Annotated in this window: 19 protein-coding genes; 8 read left to right on the top strand and 11 right to left on the bottom strand. The window is 72.7% G+C overall.

What is annotated here, in order from left to right; genetic code table 11:
* Positions 1–73: 73 nt before the first annotated feature.
* The 5 genes from ACFWVC_RS04255 to ACFWVC_RS04235 form a co-directional block, all read right to left on the bottom strand.
* On the bottom strand, positions 74–1816 hold the full coding sequence (locus ACFWVC_RS04255) for an MFS transporter (RefSeq protein ID WP_384276687.1): 1743 nt from the start codon (positions 1814–1816) through the stop codon (positions 74–76).
* 32 nt (positions 1817–1848) lie between these two features.
* Positions 1849–2328, bottom strand: a complete 480-nt coding sequence (locus ACFWVC_RS04250) for a MarR family winged helix-turn-helix transcriptional regulator (protein ID WP_384276684.1) — start codon at positions 2326–2328, stop codon at positions 1849–1851.
* Between the two features lie 153 nt (positions 2329–2481).
* A complete protein-coding gene (gene aceE, locus ACFWVC_RS04245) occupies positions 2482–5187 on the bottom strand; it encodes a pyruvate dehydrogenase (acetyl-transferring), homodimeric type (RefSeq protein WP_384276679.1) in 2706 nt (901 codons plus the stop codon).
* A 127-nt stretch (positions 5188–5314) separates the two neighbouring features.
* Entirely contained in the window at positions 5315–5938 is a 624-nt protein-coding gene (locus ACFWVC_RS04240) for a GntR family transcriptional regulator (RefSeq protein ID WP_384276673.1), read from the bottom strand.
* Positions 5939–6031: 93 nt separating this feature from the next.
* Positions 6032–6832, bottom strand: coding sequence for an exodeoxyribonuclease III (locus ACFWVC_RS04235; protein WP_384276669.1), 801 nt, complete (start codon positions 6830–6832; stop codon positions 6032–6034).
* Positions 6833–6902: 70 nt separating this feature from the next.
* On the opposite strand from ACFWVC_RS04235, the gene ACFWVC_RS04230 reads away from it, so the two are divergent.
* From ACFWVC_RS04230 to ACFWVC_RS04220, 3 genes are read left to right on the top strand one after another with little or no spacing between them, the layout of a single operon-like run.
* Positions 6903–7415, top strand: a complete 513-nt coding sequence (locus ACFWVC_RS04230) for a GNAT family N-acetyltransferase (RefSeq protein ID WP_384276662.1) — start codon at positions 6903–6905, stop codon at positions 7413–7415.
* A gap of 9 nt (positions 7416–7424) precedes the next feature.
* A complete protein-coding gene (locus ACFWVC_RS04225) occupies positions 7425–7811 on the top strand; it encodes a PPOX class F420-dependent oxidoreductase (protein ID WP_384276654.1) in 387 nt (128 codons plus the stop codon).
* Between the two features lie 59 nt (positions 7812–7870).
* Complete coding sequence (locus ACFWVC_RS04220; protein WP_384276650.1) at positions 7871–8212, top strand: (2Fe-2S) ferredoxin domain-containing protein; 342 nt, start codon at positions 7871–7873, stop codon at positions 8210–8212.
* Positions 8213–8289: 77 nt separating this feature from the next.
* Here ACFWVC_RS04220 and ACFWVC_RS04215 read toward each other — a convergent pair whose 3' ends face one another.
* A complete protein-coding gene (locus ACFWVC_RS04215; RefSeq protein ID WP_384276646.1) occupies positions 8290–8460 on the bottom strand; it encodes a hypothetical protein in 171 nt (56 codons plus the stop codon).
* Between the two features lie 271 nt (positions 8461–8731).
* Positions 8732–9166, bottom strand: coding sequence for an ATP-binding protein (locus ACFWVC_RS04210; protein ID WP_384276641.1), 435 nt, complete (start codon positions 9164–9166; stop codon positions 8732–8734).
* Positions 9167–9290: 124 nt separating this feature from the next.
* Here ACFWVC_RS04210 and ACFWVC_RS04205 point away from each other — a divergent pair, with 124 nt between their 5' ends.
* The 3 genes from ACFWVC_RS04205 to ACFWVC_RS04195 are packed head-to-tail and all read left to right on the top strand — an operon-like array spanning position 9291 to position 10730.
* The gene (locus ACFWVC_RS04205; protein ID WP_384276634.1) at positions 9291–10154 is read left to right on the top strand and encodes a helix-turn-helix domain-containing protein; all 864 of its coding nucleotides are present in this window, start codon (positions 9291–9293) and stop codon (positions 10152–10154) included.
* A gap of 5 nt (positions 10155–10159) precedes the next feature.
* A complete protein-coding gene (locus ACFWVC_RS04200) occupies positions 10160–10399 on the top strand; it encodes a DUF397 domain-containing protein (RefSeq protein WP_360909502.1) in 240 nt (79 codons plus the stop codon).
* A 22-nt stretch (positions 10400–10421) separates the two neighbouring features.
* Complete coding sequence (locus ACFWVC_RS04195) at positions 10422–10730, top strand: hypothetical protein (RefSeq protein ID WP_384276624.1); 309 nt, start codon at positions 10422–10424, stop codon at positions 10728–10730.
* A 21-nt stretch (positions 10731–10751) separates the two neighbouring features.
* On the opposite strand, the gene ACFWVC_RS04190 is transcribed toward ACFWVC_RS04195, so the two are convergent.
* Positions 10752–11921: a serine hydrolase domain-containing protein gene (locus tag ACFWVC_RS04190; RefSeq protein WP_384276619.1), complete on the bottom strand. Its 1170-nt coding sequence runs from the start codon at positions 11919–11921 to the stop codon at positions 10752–10754.
* A 173-nt stretch (positions 11922–12094) separates the two neighbouring features.
* On the bottom strand, positions 12095–13165 hold the full coding sequence (locus ACFWVC_RS04185) for an LLM class flavin-dependent oxidoreductase (RefSeq protein ID WP_384276614.1): 1071 nt from the start codon (positions 13163–13165) through the stop codon (positions 12095–12097).
* Positions 13166–13286: 121 nt separating this feature from the next.
* Between ACFWVC_RS04185 and ACFWVC_RS04180 the strand changes: the two genes are divergently transcribed.
* Positions 13287–14876 carry an MFS transporter gene (locus ACFWVC_RS04180; RefSeq protein ID WP_384276609.1) on the top strand — a complete coding sequence of 530 codons (1590 nt, stop codon included), beginning with the start codon at positions 13287–13289 and terminating at the stop codon, positions 14874–14876.
* A 93-nt stretch (positions 14877–14969) separates the two neighbouring features.
* Here the strand turns inward: ACFWVC_RS04180 and ACFWVC_RS04175 are convergent, their stop codons facing one another.
* On the bottom strand, positions 14970–15431 hold the full coding sequence (locus tag ACFWVC_RS04175) for a DUF5709 domain-containing protein (RefSeq protein ID WP_384276601.1): 462 nt from the start codon (positions 15429–15431) through the stop codon (positions 14970–14972).
* Between the two features lie 266 nt (positions 15432–15697).
* On the opposite strand from ACFWVC_RS04175, the gene ACFWVC_RS04170 reads away from it, so the two are divergent.
* Positions 15698–17731 carry a phosphocholine-specific phospholipase C gene (locus tag ACFWVC_RS04170; protein ID WP_384276593.1) on the top strand — a complete coding sequence of 678 codons (2034 nt, stop codon included), beginning with the start codon at positions 15698–15700 and terminating at the stop codon, positions 17729–17731.
* 17 nt (positions 17732–17748) lie between these two features.
* Here ACFWVC_RS04170 and ACFWVC_RS04165 read toward each other — a convergent pair whose 3' ends face one another.
* Positions 17749–18120, bottom strand: coding sequence for a low affinity iron permease family protein (locus ACFWVC_RS04165; RefSeq protein WP_384276587.1), 372 nt, complete (start codon positions 18118–18120; stop codon positions 17749–17751).
* Positions 18121–18246: the final 126 nt, after the last annotated feature.

Here is an 18246-nt window from a genome sequence, read left to right as displayed (position 1 = left end):
ACCATACGTCCGCTTTCGACGTATTTCGATGGCGTGGGGGACGCGGCCGCCTCACGGGCCGTCGCAGTACGGGTCAGGCGGCGGCCCCCACCTCCGCGGACCGCGGGTTGATCAGCACGATGTCGCAGGTCGCGTGACGCATCAGCTCCTGTCCGGCGCTCGCGTCCATCAGCGTGGAGAGCCCGCCGTGCGTCGGGGCGCCGACGACGATGGCGCGTGCCCCGGCGGCCTCGGCGTGCTCGGCGATGAGGCGGCCGACATCGCCGTGGCCAATGGCGTGCCGCAGCACGTGCCCCACCGCCGGGATGCCCCGCGCGGTGAGCCGCTCCAGGTGTTCGCGCACCGCGGCGAGGGCGGACTCCAGGTCCTCGCCCTCGGTGGCCGACACCCCGGTGACGACGGCCTCCTCGGCGTGGACCACGTACACCGTGCGGCCGTTGATCGTCGAGAGCCGGCCGGCGGCGTCGGCGACCCGCTCGGCGAGCGGGGAGCCGTCGACGGCGGCGACGATCGCGCCCTTGGCGGCATCGCTCGCCACGGCCGCGTCGTGCTCGACCGGCAGCAGCGACGGCGCGGTGGCCGTCGCCGCCTCCGGCGCCGCGGTCCCGTCCGGCACGACCTGCTCGGCCTGGAGCCGCTCGGCCTGGCCCAGCAGTCCGTGCGCCGTCGAGAGGATGACGATGCCGAGCACCAGGGCGCCCGCGCCGATGTAGAACGGCACGTGGACGTTGAAGGCCTCCACCAGCTTGCCCGCGGCGAAGGGCGCCAGGCCGCCGCCGATGAAACGGACGAAGCCGTACGCGGCCGAGGCGACACCGCGGTCCACCGGCGAGACGGTCATCACGGCCTGCGTGGTGACGGTGTTGTTGACGCCGATGAAGACACCGGCGACGATCACGCAGACGATCAGCACGGCCGGGTGGTCGGTCCAGATCGCGATGGCCAGCACGGTCAGGGCGAACAGCGCCAGGTTGGCGTACAGCGTCTTGGCGATGCCGAGGCGGGCCTGCAGCCGGGGCGCGCCGAAGACGGCGAAGAGCGCGACGAGGGCACCCCAGCCGGTGAAGACCAGGCCGAGCTGGATGGCGCCGAGCCCCATCGGGAACGGGGCGTAGCCGAGCACGGTGAAGAACGCCCAGTTGTAGCAGAGCGCGGTGAGCGACATGGTCAGCAGACCGCGGTGGCGCAGTGCCTTCAGCGGCTCGCTCAGCCCGGTCTTGCGGGCCGGCAGTGGCATCGGCTCGACGAGCACGGCGGTGGCGATCAGGGCGATGGCCATCAGCACGGCGACCCCGAAGAACGGGCCGCGCCAGCTGATTTCACCCAGCACGCCGCCGAGCAGCGGGCCCACCGCGATGCCGACGCCCAGCGCGGTCTCGTAGAGGATGATCGCCCCGACGAAGCCGCCGCTCGCCGACGCGACGATCACCGCGAGGGAGGTGGCGATGAAGAGCGCGTTGCCGATGCCCCAGCCGGCCCGGAAGCCGACGATGCCGCCGATGCTCCCCGACGTACCGGCCAGTGCGGCGAACACCACGATCAGGGCGAGGCCCGCGATCAGCGTCCGCTTCGCCCCCACCCGGCTGGAGACCCAGCCGGTGATCAGCATGGCGACCGCGGTGACCACCAGATAACTGGTGAACAGCAGCGTCACCTGGCTGGGGGAGGCGTTCAGTTGGTCCGATATCGCGGGCAGGATCGGGTCGACCAGGCCGATCCCCATGAACGAGACCACACAGGCGAAGGCGACCGCGAAGACGGCCTTCGGCTGTTTGAACGGATTCACGGAACTGGACGATGACGCGTGCGCGGTCATGAAGGTGCTCCGATGTCGAAAGTGATTCCTGATCAATCGGTGGAGCGCTGAGCCGTGGGCGGGCCGGCCGGGAGACCCAGCCGGGTCAGGGCCTCGATGGCCGGCAGCGCGGCGCTCAGGGCCGCCCGCTCGTCCGCGCTCAGCTGCTCCAGCAACTCCCCGAGACGCTCGGCCCGTACCGCACGGCGCCGGGCGATCGCGGCCCGGCCGGCGTCGGTGATGTGGACGAGTACGACCCGGCCGTCCGCCGGGTCCGGCATGCGCACCGCGAGTCCCGACTCCTGCAGTCGCGAGACCACCTGCGTCATCGCGGGCTGGGTGACCCCTTCCAGGGCCGCCAGCTCGGTCAGCCGGAAGGGCCCGGACTGCTCCAGGGTCGACAGCGTCGCCACCGTGGTGAGCGACAGCTCGCTCGGCTGGGTGAGCCTGCGCAGCATGCGGTACAGCCGCTCCAGGGCCCTGGCCGCGCCGATCGCCTCTGCATGGACCGCGTCGTCACCGGAAAGATGCATAAGGAATTTATATCACTCGCTTATGTATCTCGACAGAGGGCGTCCGGCGGCGTTCCGGCGACGCCCTGGCGGGTACGGCGAAGCCCCCGTGCGCGCCGGGCGCACGAGGGCTTCAGGGGGTTGGGGGGGCGGCGAGGGGCCGCGCCGGAAGGGCTACAGCCCGTACCGCTCGCGGGCCTCCTCGACCGCCTCCCGCTTGACCTCGCCGCGCGCGGCCAGTGCCGCGAGCGCCGCCACGACCACCGACTGCGGATCGACGCCGAAGTGCCGCCGGGCGGCCTCACGGGTGTCGGAGAGGCCGAAACCGTCGGTGCCGAGGGAGTACCAGTCCTGCGGCACCCACTGGCTGATCTGGTCCGGGACCGCGCGCATCCAGTCGCTGACGGCGAGCACCGGACCGGGCGCGCCCTCCAGGACCCGCGTGACGTGCGGCAGCGGCGGTTCCTCACCGCGCAGCCGGGCCGCGTCGTACGCCAGACCACCGCGGCGCAGCTCGGTCCACGAGGGCGCCGACCAGACGTCCGCCGCCACGCCCCACTCGGCGGCCAGCAACCGCTGGGCCTCCAGCGCCCAGTGGATCGCGGTGCCCGACGCGAGCAGTTGCAGACGCGGCGCGTCTCCGGCCAGTCCGGCGGTGCCGGCCTCGCGGAAGCGGTACAGCCCGTTGACGATCCCCTCCTCGACGCCGGGGGCGTCGGGCATCGGCGGCTGCGCCTTGGTCTCGTTGTAGACCGTGAGGTAGTAGAAGACGTCCTCGGAGTCCGGCCCGAACATGCGCCGCAGGCCGTCGCGGACGATCACGCCCACCTCGTACGCGAACGCCGGGTCGTAGGCGACCGCCGCCGGGTTGGTGGAGGCGATCAGATGCGAGTGGCCGTCCGCGTGCTGCAGGCCCTCGCCGGTCATGGTGGTGCGCCCGGCGGTCGCGCCGATCAGGAAGCCGCGGCCGAGCTGGTCGCCCAGGGCCCACATCTGGTCGGCGGTGCGCTGCCAGCCGAACATCGAGTAGAAGATGTACAGCGGGATCATCGGCTCGCCGTGTGTGGCGTACGCGGTCGCCGCGGCCGTGAACTCGGCCATCGAACCGGCCTCTGTGATCCCCTCGTTGAGGACCTGGCCGTCCTTGGCCTCCTTGTAGTACATCAGCATGTCGCGGTCGACCGGGTCGTAGGTCTGGCCGAGCGGCGAGTAGATGCCGGCGCTCGGGAAGAGCGACTCCATGCCGAACGTGCGCGCCTCGTCCGGGACGATCGGCACCCAGCGGCGGCCGGTCTCCTTGTCCCGCATCAGGTCCTTCACCAGCCGGACCAGGGCCATGGTGGTCGCGATCTCCTGGCCGCCGGAGCCCTTGGCCAGGGTCTCGAAGGCCTTGGCCGGCGGCTCGGGCAGCGCCACGGGGTGCACGGTACGGGCCGGGGCGGGGCCGCCGAGGGCGGCGCGGCGCTCCTGGAGGTAGCGCACCTCGGGCGAGTTCGCGCCCGGGTGGACGTAGGGCACCACGTCGGTGTCGAGGACGCTGTCCGGGATGGGCAGCTCCAGCAGGTCCCGCATCGCGCGGAACTGCTCGCCGGAGAGCTTCTTCATCTGGTGGTTGGCGTTGCGCGACTCGAAGCCGGGACCGAGGGTCCAGCCCTTCACCGTCTGCGCGAGGATCACGGTGGGCGCGCCCTTGTGCTCGACCGCCGCCCGGTAGGCGGCGTACACCTTGCGCGGCTCGTGTCCGCCGCGGGAGGTGTGGAAGCACTCGGCGATCTTCGCGTCGGTCAGCAGCCGGGCCATCGCCACGAGCGCCGGGTCGGCGCCGAAGAAGTGCTCGCGGATGTACGCGGCGTCGCGGGTGGCGTAGGTCTGGAACTGGCCGTCCGGCACCTCGCGCAGCCGCCGTACCAGGGCGCCGGTGGTGTCGAGCGCGAACAGCTCGTCCCAGGCCGAGCCCCACAGCGACTTGACGACGTTCCAGCCGGCCGCGCGGAACTGCGCCTCCAGCTCCTGCACGATCTTGAAGTTGGCGCGCACCGGGCCGTCGAGCCGCTGCAGGTTGCAGTTGATGACGAAGGTGAGGTTGTCCAGCCCCTCGCGGCCGGCCAGCGCCAGGGCCGCGGTCGACTCGGGCTCGTCCATCTCGCCGTCGCCGAGGAACGCCCACACATGGGAGGCCGACGTGTCCTTGATGCCGCGGTGGTGGAGGTAGCGGTTGAAGCGCGCCTGGTGGATGGCGCTCAGCGGGCCCAGGCCCATCGAGACGGTGGGGAACTCCCACAGCCACGGCAGCCGGCGGGGGTGCGGATACGAGGGCAGCCCGCCACCGGCCGATTCCTGGCGGAAGCGGTCCAGGTCGGCCTCGGTGAGCCGGCCGTCGAGGAAGGCGCGGGCGTAGATGCCGGGGGAGGCGTGGCCCTGGATGTAGAGCTGGTCGCCGGACTCCGGCTTCGAACTCCCGGCCAGAGCGGCACCCGGCGCCTGCTTGCCGTGGAAGAAGTGGTTGAAGCCCGTCTCGTACAGCCAGGCCGCCGAGGCGAAGGTCGCGATGTGCCCGCCGAGGCCGAGCCGGCTGCCGCGGGTCACCATCGCCGCCGCGTTCCACCGGTTCCAGCCGGCGATGCGGCGCTCCATCTCCTCGTCGCCCGGCAGTTCCGGCTCGGCGGCGGTCGCGATGGTGTTGACGTACGCCGTCTCCAGGGGACCGGGCACGTCCAGCCCCGTGGCCCGGGCGTGGTCCAGCGTGCGGCGCATCAGGTACGCGGCGCGGTGCGGACCGGCGGCATGGCTGACCGCGTCCAGGGAGGCGGCCCACTCGCCGGTCTCCTCGGGGTCGGGGTCGGGCAGGTGAGCGGGCATGCTCGGCGTGGCGTCGGTCATCGGTGACCGCCTTCCAGCTGGTTCGGGGCGGGGGCCGCTTTCAGCATAGTTATGATCGATGATCGATCAAATAGATGTGACGCGTGTCACAGAAGTATGCATCCGGAGGGACGCGCTCAGCGGTGCCTCAGGTGCGTGGCGCGCACCCGAGCACGTGTTCCTTCACCAGCTCGCCCACCCGCGGGTCGCCGCGCCGGAAGACCTCGACGACCGCCTGGTGCTCCTGCGCGTACGCCTGCTGACGGGTCCCGAGCCAGCGGATCGACAGTGCCGTCCAGACCTCGATGCCCAGCGACTCCCAGGTGTGCAGCAGCACGCTGTTGCCGGACGCGCGCACCAGCTCCCGGTGGAAGGCGACCGTGTGGCGCACCTGGGCCTGGGCGTCACCGTCCCGGTCGGCGGCGCGCAGCAGGGCGACCTCGGCCTCCAGGACCGACAGATCCGCCCGCAGCCGGGGCGCCGCCAGTTCGGCGGCGATCTGCTCCAGGCCGGCCCGCACCGGGTAGATCTCCTCCAGGTCCGCCGCCGTCAGATTGCGCACCCGCACGCCCTTGTTCGGCGCCGACTCGATGAGCCGCATGACCTCCAGCTCGCGCAGCGCCTCGCGCACCGGCGTCTGGCTCACCTCCAGCTCGACCGCGATCCCGCGCTCGACGATCCGCTCGCCCGGCTTCCAGCGCCCGCTGACGATGCCCTCCACGATGTACTCGCGGATCTGCTCGCGCAGCGAGTGGACGACGGGGGGCGCCATGCGGACTCCTCGGATGCGACGGCAGATGCCTAGACGATACGGCCGTCGCCCGCCGCGCCGCTCCGCCCGCTGCGTACGCCCGGGCGCGGCCCGCTACGCGGGGGCGTAGACGACCGTGACCGGGGCGTGGTCCGACCAGCGCTCGGGGTGGGTGGCCGCGCGCTCCACGCGGGCCGTCGTGGCGCGGGCGGCGAGGCCGCGGGTGGCCACGTGCAGGTCGATGCGCCAGCCGCTGTCGTTGTCGAAGGCCCGGCCGCGGTACGACCACCAGCTGTAGGGGCCCTCGCCCTCCGGGTGGAGCCGGCGGACGACATCGGTCCAGCCCGCCTCGTCGTACAGCCGCGACAGCCAGGCGCGCTCCTCCGGCAGGAAACCGGCGTTCTTCTGGTTGGCACGCCAGTTGCGCAGGTCGCGCTCGGTGTGCGCGATGTTCCAGTCGCCGCAGACCAGTGCCTCGCGGCCGCCGGCGGCGGCCTTCTCGCGGAGCGTGACCAGGTGGGCGAGGAACTCCTCCATGAAGCGTTCCTTCTCCGTCTGCCGCTCCGTGCCGACCTCGCCGGAGGGCAGGTAGAGGCTGGCGACCGTGGTCCCCGGCAGATCGATCTCGGCGTAACGGCCTGAGCCGTCGAACTCGTGCGAGCCGAAGCCGATCCGCACCGCCTCGGGTTCCTGCCGCGAGTAGACCGAGACCCCGGCCCGCCCCTTCGCCGCCGCGGGGGCGTGCACCACGTGCCAGCCCCGCGGCGCGCGGACCTCCTCCGGCAGCTGGCCGGGCTCCGCGCGCACCTCCTGGAGGCACACCACGTCGGCGGAGGTGGCCTCCAGCCAGGGCAGGAAGCCCTTCTTGGCCGCGGCGCGCAGCCCGTTCACATTCACGGTCGTCACGGTGAGCATGACGGGGACGATACCCGTCGGTGCGGCCGCTCCCGCCGGGGTGCGTTCCGCGCGCACGTACGATATCCGGGTGCAGATCCGGAAGACGCGTTACGACCACCCCGACGCCGTACTGCTGACCGCGCGGGTCCAGCAGGAGTACGTGGAGCGCTACGGCGGCCCCGACGAGACCCCGTTGGACGCCGCCCATTTCGACGCCCCGTACGGCAGGTTCCTGCTCGGCCACCTCGACGGCGTCCCCGTCGCGACCGGCGGCTGGCGTGCGCAGGACGCCTCCACGGAGGGCTTCCAGGACGGCGACGCCGAGCTCAAGCGCATGTACGTCGTCCCGGAGGCCCGCGGCAAGGGCCTGGCCCGCCGCATGCTCGCGGAACTGGAGCACGACGCGGCCGCCGCCGGCCGCAGCCGCATGGTGCTGGAGACCGGCACGATGCAGCCCGAGGCGATCGCCCTGTACACCTCCTGCGGCTATACGCCGGTGACCAAGTTCGGCCACTACAAGGACAGTCCGCTCAGCGTGTGCCTCGGCAAGTCCCTCCTCGCCGTTGGCCCGGCCTCTGCCGCGGAGGCGCTGCCCGCGTAGCCTGGGGGCATGATCGAGGACAGCGGGACCGACCGCCTCGCCGCGGGGAAGTACCTTCTGGTCACCACCTATCGCCGGGACGGCCGGACCGTGCCGACCCCGGTGTGGGTGGTGCGCGACGGCGACGCCCTGGGGGCGTGGACGGCCGCCGACTCCGGCAAGGTCAAGCGGATCCGCAACCGGGCCGACGTCCTGGTCGGCCCGTGCGATCAGCGCGGCAATCCGACGGGTGATCAAGTACCCGCCCACGCCGAGATCGTGGGGGCGCAGGACACCGAGCGCTATCGCTCGCTGGTCGCCCGCAAGTACGGGCTGATGGGCCGGCTCATCCTCTTCGGCAGCCGGCTGCGCAGGGGCCGCGAGGGCACGGTGGGTGTGCGGATCACCCTCGCGTGAACGCGGCGTCCGCCCGGTCCGCCCGGTCCGTCCCGTCGGTCCGTCGCGGCGTCTGCACGGTGAGCGTCTGCCGTGACTGCTGCTGCGGCACGGAGAAGGTGCCCGGGGTCGACCACGCGGCGCAGTTGGCCGGTCTCGAGGACGCGCTCGGCGGGGTGTGCCGGGTGCGGGTCACCGACTGCCTCGACGTGTGCGAGCAGGCCAATGTCGTGGTCGTCCAGCCGTCGCCCCAGGGGCGCGCGGCGGGCGGCCGTCCCGTCTGGCTCGGACTGGTCAACGACCCCGGCGCCGTGGAGGACATCACCGCATGGGTGCGCGCCGGGGGCCCTGGGCTCGCGGCGCCGCCGGCGGTGCTGGAGTTGTACGCCATCAGGCCGCCGAACGGCCCGGGCGGCGGGTGAACCGGCCTTCGCGGTGCACGGAAGGGCCGCACGGGCGTCGTTGCCCGTACGGCCCCGGAACCAGACCTGGCGAAGAGTCAGTCGATGCTGCGCAGGATGTGCAGCTCGTTCAGATCGTCCTCGTACCCGGCGAGCCGGATCGGCGCGGACCTGGCCCAGACGTCCAGGTTGCGCACCTCCCGCTGCGGGCTGGGCTGATCGTCAGGCTCCTTGGGGAGCTGGTTCCGCTTTGACTTCTCGGGTGTCACCGCGCACTCCTTCGTGTCGGGTGAGCCGGACGCCGGGCCCGGCCGCTGCCGGACGCCTACGCCCGGTCGGGCTGATGGGCTGAGCGGACGCGGTGGCGCCGGTTGCGGAACCGGGCGGGGGCCGCGGTGGGCGGCTCCTCCCGGGGCGGAGGCCGTGGGTGGGTGGTGCTCGCCCAGGGGCCGTTCCGTCGAAGCCCAGCGTAAGCCCGCCCGGAGGGCGCCACCATCCAATCGGTCACGACGCGACCGGATTGCGGGCCGGACCCCCGCGTCAGCCGGTGCGCCGGGAGGCCCCACCGCGCGCGCAGGCAAGGGTCGCCCATACGGCGCGGCCCGTACCGCGAGTGGGCGGTTTGACACCCCAGCCTTCGGCCAAATGGGCGACGAGCATGAGTCCGCGGCCGTTCTCGTCGGCGTCCGCCGCGCGGCGGCTCAGCGGGCCGCCGTCACCGCGGCCCTCGTCGATGATCTCCACGTGCAGCAGGCCGCCCGCGGTCCACAGCACACAGGCGACATGGTCGCTCCCACTGTGCAGTACCGCGTTGGTGAACAGCTCCGTGACGACGAGCCCGGCGTCGTCGCCCAGTGCCTCCAGGCCCCAGTGACCCAGCGTCGACCGCACCTGGCGGCGGGCGATCCCGACCGACGAGGGCTGCGCCGGGAGGCGAAGCCGGAAGGTGTCCCGGGCGCTGAGGGCATGAAGCACACCGGTAACTATGGCCAGAGCTTGCACAGAAGGCAAGGGTCATTCTGTAAATTGCACAATCGCCAATACAGGGTGTCGGTTCCATTCCTGACATGGCACACTGCTGCCATGGGAGAGAGGGATCGTGGCTGAGGCCAGGGCCGGTGGAGCGCCGACCGTCCTGCGCGTCATCCTCGGCAAACGCCTCCACCACCTGCGGGAGAAGGCCGGGTTCTCGTACGAGCAGGCCGCGCGGGCCCTCGACGTCACGCACGCCACCGTCCGCCGCATGGAGAAGGCCGAGGTCGGCCTCCGTATCCCGTACGTCGAGAAACTGCTCGGCCTCTACGGGGTGCCGCAGGCCGAGGCCGACGCCTTCGTCGACCTCGCCCGGGAGGGCAACCAGCCCGGCTGGTGGCACCGTTACCGGGACGTCCTGCCCTCCTGGTTCAGCGCGTTCGTCAGTCTGGAGGCCGAGGCGGGCACGATCCGCGCCTACGAGCCGCACTACGTCCCCGGCCTGCTGCAGACCGAGGAGTACGCCCGCGCCGTGCTGCGGGCCGGCAGCCCGCACGCGTCGGCCGCCGAGACCGAACGCGCCGTCGCCCTGCGGCTGGAGCGCCAGGCGCTGCTGTGCCGCCCCGGCGCGCCGCTGCTGTGGGTGGTCATGGACGAGACCGTGCTGCGGCGTCCCATCGGCGGCGCCGACGTCATGCGCGCCCAGCTCGAACGACTCGTGGCGGCCTGCGAACTCCCTTACGTACGGCTGCAGATCATGCCCTTCACCGCCGGCCCGCACCCGGCGATGTACGGGCCCTTCCACATCTTCCGGTTCCAGATCCAGGAACTGCCGGACGTCGTCTTCACCGAGAGCCTGGTCGGCGCCGCCTACCTGGACGACCGTGACGACGTGTCCGTCTTCCTCGAGGCCCTGGACCGGATGTGCGCGCAAGCCTCGCCCGCACACAGCACCGCAGCCATCCTCGATGGCATCCGCAAGGAGATCTGACACACATGGACGACCGCATATACAACGGCATGCGTGCCCAGGACCTCGGAACCGAGGGCTGGCACAAGCCGTGGAGCGGCGGCAACGGGGGAAGTTGCGTGGAAGCCATGAAACTGGCGGACGGCAGAGTCGCGTTGCGGCAGTCCACCGACCCCGACGGGCCGGCGCTCATCTACACGGACCTCGAGATCAAGATGTTCATCCAGGGCGCGAAGGACGGAAAGGCGGACTTCCTGCTGTCCTGACCCTCCCGGATGACGACTTCGAGTGAAAACGGCCCGCGCGGGCAACCGCGGCGACCAACGGGCCGTCTCCGGCGGTGATCCGCCGGACGGACGGGACAAGGGGAGCATCACCATGGCCGAGGACCTCGGACCGCTGTACGAGCCGGGCGTCGCCTATGTGCGCATCGCCGCGGCAGACGCGGCGACCGCCCACCGCGTCGCCGATCTCATCGCCTCCCGCTACCCCGGCACCCGCCCGGCCAGCGTGACCACCAGCGCCGACGGGCTGGTGGAGTTCGCCCTGTTCACCCACACACTGGAGTCGAGCCCCACCCACCCGTACGACAACTGAGCGGCACAAGCGGCGGCGCCCTCAGCGCCCCGCGGCGTACCGCCAGAAGTCGCGCATCAGCTCGGGCGTGGTGGGCCCGGCCAGCTCCCGCTGGGTGAGGAGCACCGTGACCGCGCCCGTCGACGGCACGATGTGCGCCGCCGTGCCGGTGCCGCCGACCCATCCGTAGCGGCCCGGTACGTTCCACGGCTCGACGGACGCGACGTCCACCGATCCGCCGAAGCCCCAGCTCTGGCCTTCCAGGAACAGGGGGCTCTCCTCCCGCTGGGCGGGCGTCAGACGGTCGGTCGTCATCAGACGCACCGACTCCGCCGACAGCACCCGCCGGCCGCCCGCGCTGCCATCGATGCCGCCGCCGAGCAGCATGCGGGCGAAGGCGAGCAGGTCGTCCGCGGTCGACACGAGTCCTCCGGCGCCCGAGGGGAACGCGGGCTCGGCACTCCACTGCCCGTCCGGCGCGTCGACGAGCTGCAGCCCGCCCGGCTGGTCGGCCCGGTAGTAGCCGGTGAAACGGCCGAGGTCGCCCGGGGGCACCGCGAAGCCGGTGTCCCGCATGCCGAGCGGTTCGAAGATCCGCTCCGCCAGGAACTCCGGCAGCGACCGCCCGGCCACCCGGGCGATCAGCACCCCCTGGATGTCGGAGGTGGTGTTGTAGAGCCAGGCCTCGCCCGGCTGCCGCAGCAGCGGGATGCGCGCGAGGGTCGCCATCCACGTGTCCGGCTCCGGGACGTGCTGGGGCATCGGCGGCCCCTGCTTCAGCTCGGCGAACAGCGGCGCGACCGCCGGGAGCGAGAAGTCGGAGGGGAAGCCGTAGCCGGCCCGGGCGTCCAGCAGATCGGCCACGGTGATCGGGCGTTCGGCCGGGACCACGTCGTCCACCGGGCTCTGCGGGGTCCGGACGACCACCGGCGACGCCAGTTCCGGCAGCCACTTGACCACCGGGTCGTCCAGCGTGAGCCGCCCGTCGTCCACCAGCGTCATGACGGCCGCGGCCGTCATCGGCTTGGAGACCGAGGCGATGCGGAAGATCGAGTCCCGGGCCATCGGGGCGAGGGCCGGGACCGCGCCGGCGATGCCGGCCGAGCCGACGGCCGCCACCTCGGTCCGGTCGCCGCGGGCCACCAGGCCCACCGCTCCCGGCACGGTTCCGTCGGCGACGTACGCGTTGAGGATGTCGTGCAGATCGGTCATCGGTCCACCTTCGGGAAAGTACGGTCGGAAAGGCAGACCGCCCGGGGACGGAGAACTCATCGGCGGCGGCCACGGCGATCACCCCGGACGCCGCCAACCACCGCGGTTCCCGGGCCCGTTGACACCGCCCGGCCCCTGCCGTCCATCGCAAGGCGGCGAGCCGCCCCCGCCGGCTACGGCAGTGCCGCGCCCGCGCCCGCGCCCGTGCCCGCGGGCCGCCGGTCCGCTCCGAGGCCGGTCACCCGGGCCAGCCGGCGGTGCGAGTCCAGCAGCGCCGCGCGGTCGTACCCGGCCGTGCTGACCAGGACCTCGTCCGCCCCGGTGCGTGCGACCAGCGCCGCGAGCGCCGCCCCGGCCTCCGCCTCCGTGCCGTGGATGCCGCCGGCCAGCGACTCCTCGAAGTGGCCGCGTTCGCGGGCGCTCATCGGGCCCGCCAGGATCTCCTCCGGCGGCCCCAGCGGCGGGAACTCCCCGTGGTTGCGGGAGTACGCGGCCGACCAGGCCTCGGAGACCAGCAGCCGGCGTGCCTCCTCGGTGGTCGCCGCGACCGCGACCGGCGCGGAGACCACCACGTACGGCCGTGCCGCCCACGCCGAGGGCCGGAAGCCGGCGCGGTACCGGTCGATCGCCGCCCGCATCCGCTCCTCGTCGCGGCCCGCGATCACCAGCGGCAGCCCGAAGGCCGCGGCCTGCGCCGCCCCCGAGCCCGTGGCCAGGACGAACGTCGGTATGCGCAGCCCCTCCGGCGGGCGGGCGTGCACGGCGGTGCCCCCGCCCGGGCTGCCGGTGAAGTACCCCAGCAGTTCGGTCAGCAGCCCCGCGAAGTCGTCCGCCGCGTCCGTGTCCCTGCCCAGTGCGCGCCGCACGCCGTCGGTGAAGCCCACCGAGCGGCCCAGCCCCATGTCGATCCGCCCGGGGAACAGCGACTCCAGCACCCCGAACTGCTCGGCCACCACCAGCGGCCGGTGGTTCGGCAGCATCACCCCGCCGGTGCCCACCCTGATCCGGGACGTCGCCCCCGCGATCGCCGCGGCCAGCACGGTGGGCGCCGACCCCGCCAGTCCCGGCACCCCGTGGTGTTCGGACACCCAGAAACGGTGGTATCCGAGCTCCTCGGCCCGCTGCGCCAGCCACACGGTGTCGCGCAGCGCCTGCGCGGGCTCCTGCCCCTTGCGCACCGGGGACCGGTCGAGGAGCGAGAGCCGGAAGGACGGCGGGAGTACGGGAAGCGGCGGCGAGGTCACGTCTTCTTCAACACCCCCCGCGGCTCCGGATTCCCATGCCCCGCGATCTTCGTACGCCACGCGAGCACGGCACTGCCGGGGTAGCCTCGGGGAAGACCAGCGGGGACGGCCGGAGGCTGCGATGACGGAAGCCGCGCGCGCGACGGGGCGGGGCGGTGGGCTGACGCTCGGGGAAGCGGCGGGACGGTGGGTGCTGGTCGCCGTCGTGCTCGGTTCGGGCATGACCTTCCTCGACAGCACGGTCGTCAACGTCGCGCTCCCCACCATCGGCCGTGATCTCGGCGCCTCCCTGGAGGGGCTCCAGTGGACGGTCAACGCCTACACCCTCACCCTGGCCGCGCTCATCCTGCTCGGCGGCTCCCTCGGGGACCGCTTCGGGCGGCGCAAGATCTTCATGATCGGCACGGTGTGGTTCGCGCTGGCCTCGCTGATGTGCGGCCTGGCGCCCGACATCCACGTGCTGATCACCGCCCGCGCCCTCCAGGGCATCGGCGGCGCGCTGCTGACGCCGGGGTCTCTCGCGCTGATCCAGTCGTCCTTCGCCTCCGAGGACAGGGCCCGCGCGATCGGCGTGTGGTCCGGCCTCGGCGGCATCGCCGGGGCGCTGGGACCGCTGCTGGGCGGCTGGCTGGTCGACGCCGTCAGCTGGCGCTGGGTCTTCTTCATCAACCTGCCGATGGCCGCGCTCGTGCTCGCGGTGTCGTCCCGGCACGTCCCGGAGAGCCGGGACGAGGCCGCCACCGGCGACTTCGACGTGGCGGGCGCCGTGCTCGGCGCCGTGGGACTCGCCGGCATCACGTACGCGCTGATCGGCGCGGGCGGGCGCCAGGCCGACCTGGCCGGCGTCGCGGTCTCCGGCTTCCTGGGCCTGGCGGCGCTGGCCGGCTTCGTGTGGACCGAACGGCGCAGCAGCCACCCCATGCTGCCGCCCGGCCTCTTCGCCAACCGGCAGTTCACCGCCGCGAACCTGGTGACCTTCGCCGTCTACGCCGCGCTCGGAGGCGTCTTCTTCTTCCTGGTGCTGGAGTTGCAGACCGAGGCCCGGTTCTCCCCGCTGGCCTCCGGGTCGGCGCTGCTGCCGATCACGATCATCATGCTGGCGCTGTCCGAGCGCTCCGGGCGGCTCGCCGAGCGGATCGGCCCGCGCATCCCCATGACCGTCGGCCCCGCGGTCTCCGCCGTGGGACTGCTGCTGATGCTGCGGATCGGCGCCGACGCCTCGTACGTGGCCGACGTCCTCCCGGCGGTGTGCGTCTTCGGGCTCGGCCTCGCCTGCACGGTGGCCCCGCTGACCGCGACCGTCCTCGGGGCGGCCGACGTGCGGCACGCGGGCACCGCCTCCGGTGTGAACAACGCCGTCGCCCGGGCGGCCGGCCTGCTGTCGGTGGCCGCACTGCCGCTGCTGGTGGGGCTGTCCGGTGACGACTACGAGAACCCGGCCGCCTTCGGTCACGGCTTCCGCCTCGCCGTTCTGATCTGCGCCGGGCTGCTCGTGGTGGGATCCGTGCTGGCGTGGACCTTCATCTCCTCCGACGTGCTGAAGGAGGCCCCGGAGGAGCCGGACTCGGTCGCCAAGGAGTTGCCGCCCCTCCACCACCACTGCGCGATCGTGGCTCCGCCGCTTCAGTGCAACGCGGAAGGCGCGGACCGGAAAGCCTGCGGGCCCGCCGCACCGGGCCCGCCGCCCCCGTCCTCCCGAAGGGACTCCTGAACGTCAGCGCGTCGGGCGCGTGAGGGAGAGAGCAAGCCGTGACCGGGGGCGGCCGGCGGCCCGGCCGGCGCCACCCGTCGGCGCCCGCGAGGATCAGTACTCGTCGGCGCCCCGCACCAGGTGCATCGCGGCCTCCTCGGCGGAGGCGGCGGCGCCGTCGACACCGATGTCATAGGCGACCATGCCCTCGGTCTCGTAGTGCGCGCCCTCGTCGGGGGCGACCAGCCGGCCCGCGCGCGCCCCGCCGACCTCGTCGTCGATCAGCTCGCCGTCGGTGTCCCAGGCGTCGCCGATGCCGTCACCGGTGGGGACGGCCAGGTCCGGCAGCTCCTCGGACAGCCGCTCGTCCAGGGTCTCCCCCCGCAGGCGACCCTCCGCGGTGGTGGCCGCCTTGTTCACCGCCCAGGGCCGCTCCGGCGGTGAGTAGCCCTCGTCGAGCACCTGGTCCACGCCGTGGTAGTCCAGCGTGTCCTCGGGCTCCAGCAACCCGGCGTCGTCCTGCACCTCGGAGCCGTCCGGCTGGTAGACCTCATCACCCATGTCGTTGTCGCTCATGTCCGTCTCCTCGCTCACGCGCCGCCACCACCGACGTCGGCGCGCCGCCTTGCGGGCCGCGTGCCCCCTCTGCCTCCAAGACTCTTCCGTTCGGACGCCGAACGCCACCCGAAAGCGGGAAAAAGCCCGGTCGCGGCGGTGTTCCCCGGACATTCACCCGGCGGACCGGTGCCCGCCGCCGCGAACCCCTGGTCCGCCGCGCCGCCCGGCGGCACCCTTGCCTGCGATCACACGCACCTGACGTCGAGTCGACAAGGATCGGTGGGATGACGGGTATCAGTCGCCGGAAGTTCGTGGCACTCTCCGCAGGGGCCGCCGCCGGAGCCGCCGTCACGCAGACGGGCGGGGCGGCCGCCGTGCCGCAGCAGCAGGCGGCAGCCGCCGCCGGGACCATCGCCGATGTACGGCACGTGGTCGTGCTGATGCAGGAGAACCGCAGTTTCGACCACTACTTCGGGACGCTCAAGGGCGTGCGCGGCTTCGGCGACCGGGCCACGATCACCCTGCCCGGCGGCCAGTCGGTCTTCAACCAGCCGAACGGCGCCGGACGCCAGTACCCCTGGCGGCTCAGCGCCACGCCCGCCGCCGGCGGCGCCGACCCCGAGACGCTCGCCCAGTGCAACGGCGACCTGCCGCACAGCTGGTCCTCCCAGCACGCCGCGTGGAACAAGGGCGCCCTGGACTCCTGGGTCTCCGGCGTCGGCAACGTGCGCTCCCTCGGCCACCTCTCCCGGGGCGACATCCCCTTCCACTACGCCCTCGCGGACGCCTACACCATCTGCGACGCCTACTACTGCTCCACGCTGAGCGCGACCGGGCCCAACCGGACGTACCTGTGGAGCGGGAAGGTCGACTCCTCCAGCCACGACGGCGGCGACGAGTCCGGCCTGACCTGGCAGACGTACGCCGAGGCCCTGCAGAACGCCGGGGTGAGCTGGCGGGTCTACCAGAACGCCGACGACAACTACGGCGACAACGGCCTGGCGTACTTCAAGCAGTTCACCCAGGCCGCCGCCGGCACCCCGCTGCACGACCGCGGCATGGCCTCCGTCCCGCGCGTGACCGGCTCCACGCCGGACGACATCGTGGCCGCCATCAAGACCGACGTCCTGGCCGGCACGCTGCCCCAGGTCTCGTGGATCGTCCCCAACCAGGCCTTCTCCGAGCACCCCTACGCCCCGCCCGGCGACGGCGCGCACTTCGTGCACCAGGTGCTCCAGGCCCTGAGCGCGAACCCGGCGGTCTTCGACTCGACCGTGCTCTTCCTCAACTACGACGAGAACGACGGCTACTTCGACCACGTCCCGCCGCCGTCACCGCCCGCCGGCACGGCCGGGGAGTTCCTGAGCGGCACCTCGTACGGGCTGGGCTTCCGCGTCCCGATGATCGTCGTCTCGCCCTGGACACGCGGTGGATGGGTGTCCTCCGAGGTGTACGACCACACCTCCGTCATCCGCTTCATGGAGCGCTGGACCGCCGCCCTCGGCACGCCCGCCACCAGCCCCAACATCAGCGCCTGGCGCCGCAAGGTGACCGGCGACCTGACCCGCTGCTTCGACTTCACCTCGCCGGTGAGCGGCCTGCCCGCCCTGCCCGCGACCTCCGTCATCGGCATCAACACCTGCGCGCCGCTGCCCAACCCCAAGCCCACCACCAACGCGCTGCCCGTCCAGGAGGCGGGCACCCGGCCCGCCCGTGCCCTGCCCTACCAGCCCAACGGGTACCTGGACCGGCTCGAGTTCGGCAGCGGCGGCACGATCCTCGCCTGGATCGCCATGAGCAACCAGGGTGCCCAGGCCACCGGCGCCGCGCACTTCTCCATCCACCCCAACGCCTACCGCAGCCGCGTGCCCTGGCAGTACACGATCGACGCGGGCGGCACCGGCAGCGACTACTTCAACATCGGCTCCGGCTACGGCGACGGCAAGTACGACCTGACCCTCGTCGGCCCCAACCGCTTCCTGCGCCGCTTCACCGGCGACGCCAAGGCCGCGGGCAAGGCCTGCGAGGTCGTCCCGTCGTACGCCGCCGCCCCCGACACGGGCAAGCAGGCGGTGTGGTTCCGCATGACCAACACCTCGGCCGCCGCCGTCACCTTCACCATCAAGGCGAACCAGTACCGCACCGACGGCCCCTGGACCTACACGGTGCCCGCGGGCGGCAGCACCGACGACTGGTTCAACGCCGTCGCGTACTCCTCCGGCTGGTACGACTTCACGGTCGCGATCGGTTCCGACGCGTCCTGGTCGCGCCGCTTCACCGGCCACCTGGAGACCGGCGCCGCGAGCGTCAGCGGCTGACCCATCCCCGGGGCCCGTCACGCCTCCTCGTGGATGCCGATCACCTTGCGCAGCGCGTCACGCGCCTCGTGCGAGCTGCCGCCCTGCTCCAGCAGGGCGGCGGCGATCGCGTCCAGCTTGGTCTGCAGGGCGTGCTCCGCCCGGCGTTCGGTGTTCTTCAGCAGTGCCAGCAGGAGCAGGGTGACGGCCGTCATCAGGTCCGCCGCGAACAACTGCCAGTTCAGCGGCAGCCCGAGGACGTGGACGACGACGAAGGCGGCCACCATGACTACGCACAGCCCGTAGAAGACGGGGGAGGCGGTGAAGTTCGATGCCCACTCCGCCAGCTGCTCGAAGCGGCCGCCGCGGCCGCGTTCGTCGGTTCGTTCCACCGGGTGCTGGAAGGTCATGGTGTTCTCCTCGGGCGTCGGGTGCGGCGGGGCCGCGTCCTGCATCCCTGCTGCCCCGGACGGCCGGGCGCACCCCTGCCGGCGGGCATGGCCGGGAGCAGGGGTGCGCCCGCGTCCCGGCCGCGC

The organism is Streptomyces sp. NPDC058691, from assembly GCF_042714775.1.
In the GTDB taxonomy this organism is placed as follows: domain Bacteria; phylum Actinomycetota; class Actinomycetes; order Streptomycetales; family Streptomycetaceae; genus Actinacidiphila.
This window is presented reverse-complemented; position numbering and strand designations above follow the sequence as displayed.

What these genes read in the sequence shown, in the direction of transcription:
- ACFWVC_RS04225 (WP_384276654.1), top strand. Translation starts at nt 7,425, where the DNA reads ATGATCGAGGACAGCGGGACCGACCGCCTCGCCGCGGGGAAGTACCTT.
- ACFWVC_RS04255 (WP_384276687.1), bottom strand. Translation starts at nt 1,816, where the DNA reads ATGACCGCGCACGCGTCATCGTCCAGTTCCGTGAATCCGTTCAAACAG.
- ACFWVC_RS04165 (WP_384276587.1), bottom strand. Translation starts at nt 18,120, where the DNA reads ATGACCTTCCAGCACCCGGTGGAACGAACCGACGAACGCGGCCGCGGC.
- ACFWVC_RS04190 (WP_384276619.1), bottom strand. Translation starts at nt 11,921, where the DNA reads ATGACCGATCTGCACGACATCCTCAACGCGTACGTCGCCGACGGAACC.
- ACFWVC_RS04240 (WP_384276673.1), bottom strand. Translation starts at nt 5,938, where the DNA reads ATGGCGCCCCCCGTCGTCCACTCGCTGCGCGAGCAGATCCGCGAGTAC.
- ACFWVC_RS04180 (WP_384276609.1), top strand. Translation starts at nt 13,287, where the DNA reads ATGACGGAAGCCGCGCGCGCGACGGGGCGGGGCGGTGGGCTGACGCTC.
- ACFWVC_RS04235 (WP_384276669.1), bottom strand. Translation starts at nt 6,832, where the DNA reads ATGCTCACCGTGACGACCGTGAATGTGAACGGGCTGCGCGCCGCGGCC.
- ACFWVC_RS04175 (WP_384276601.1), bottom strand. Translation starts at nt 15,431, where the DNA reads ATGAGCGACAACGACATGGGTGATGAGGTCTACCAGCCGGACGGCTCC.
- ACFWVC_RS04200 (WP_360909502.1), top strand. Translation starts at nt 10,160, where the DNA reads ATGGACGACCGCATATACAACGGCATGCGTGCCCAGGACCTCGGAACC.
- aceE (WP_384276679.1), bottom strand. Translation starts at nt 5,187, where the DNA reads ATGACCGACGCCACGCCGAGCATGCCCGCTCACCTGCCCGACCCCGAC.
- ACFWVC_RS04250 (WP_384276684.1), bottom strand. Translation starts at nt 2,328, where the DNA reads ATGCATCTTTCCGGTGACGACGCGGTCCATGCAGAGGCGATCGGCGCG.
- ACFWVC_RS04170 (WP_384276593.1), top strand. Translation starts at nt 15,698, where the DNA reads ATGACGGGTATCAGTCGCCGGAAGTTCGTGGCACTCTCCGCAGGGGCC.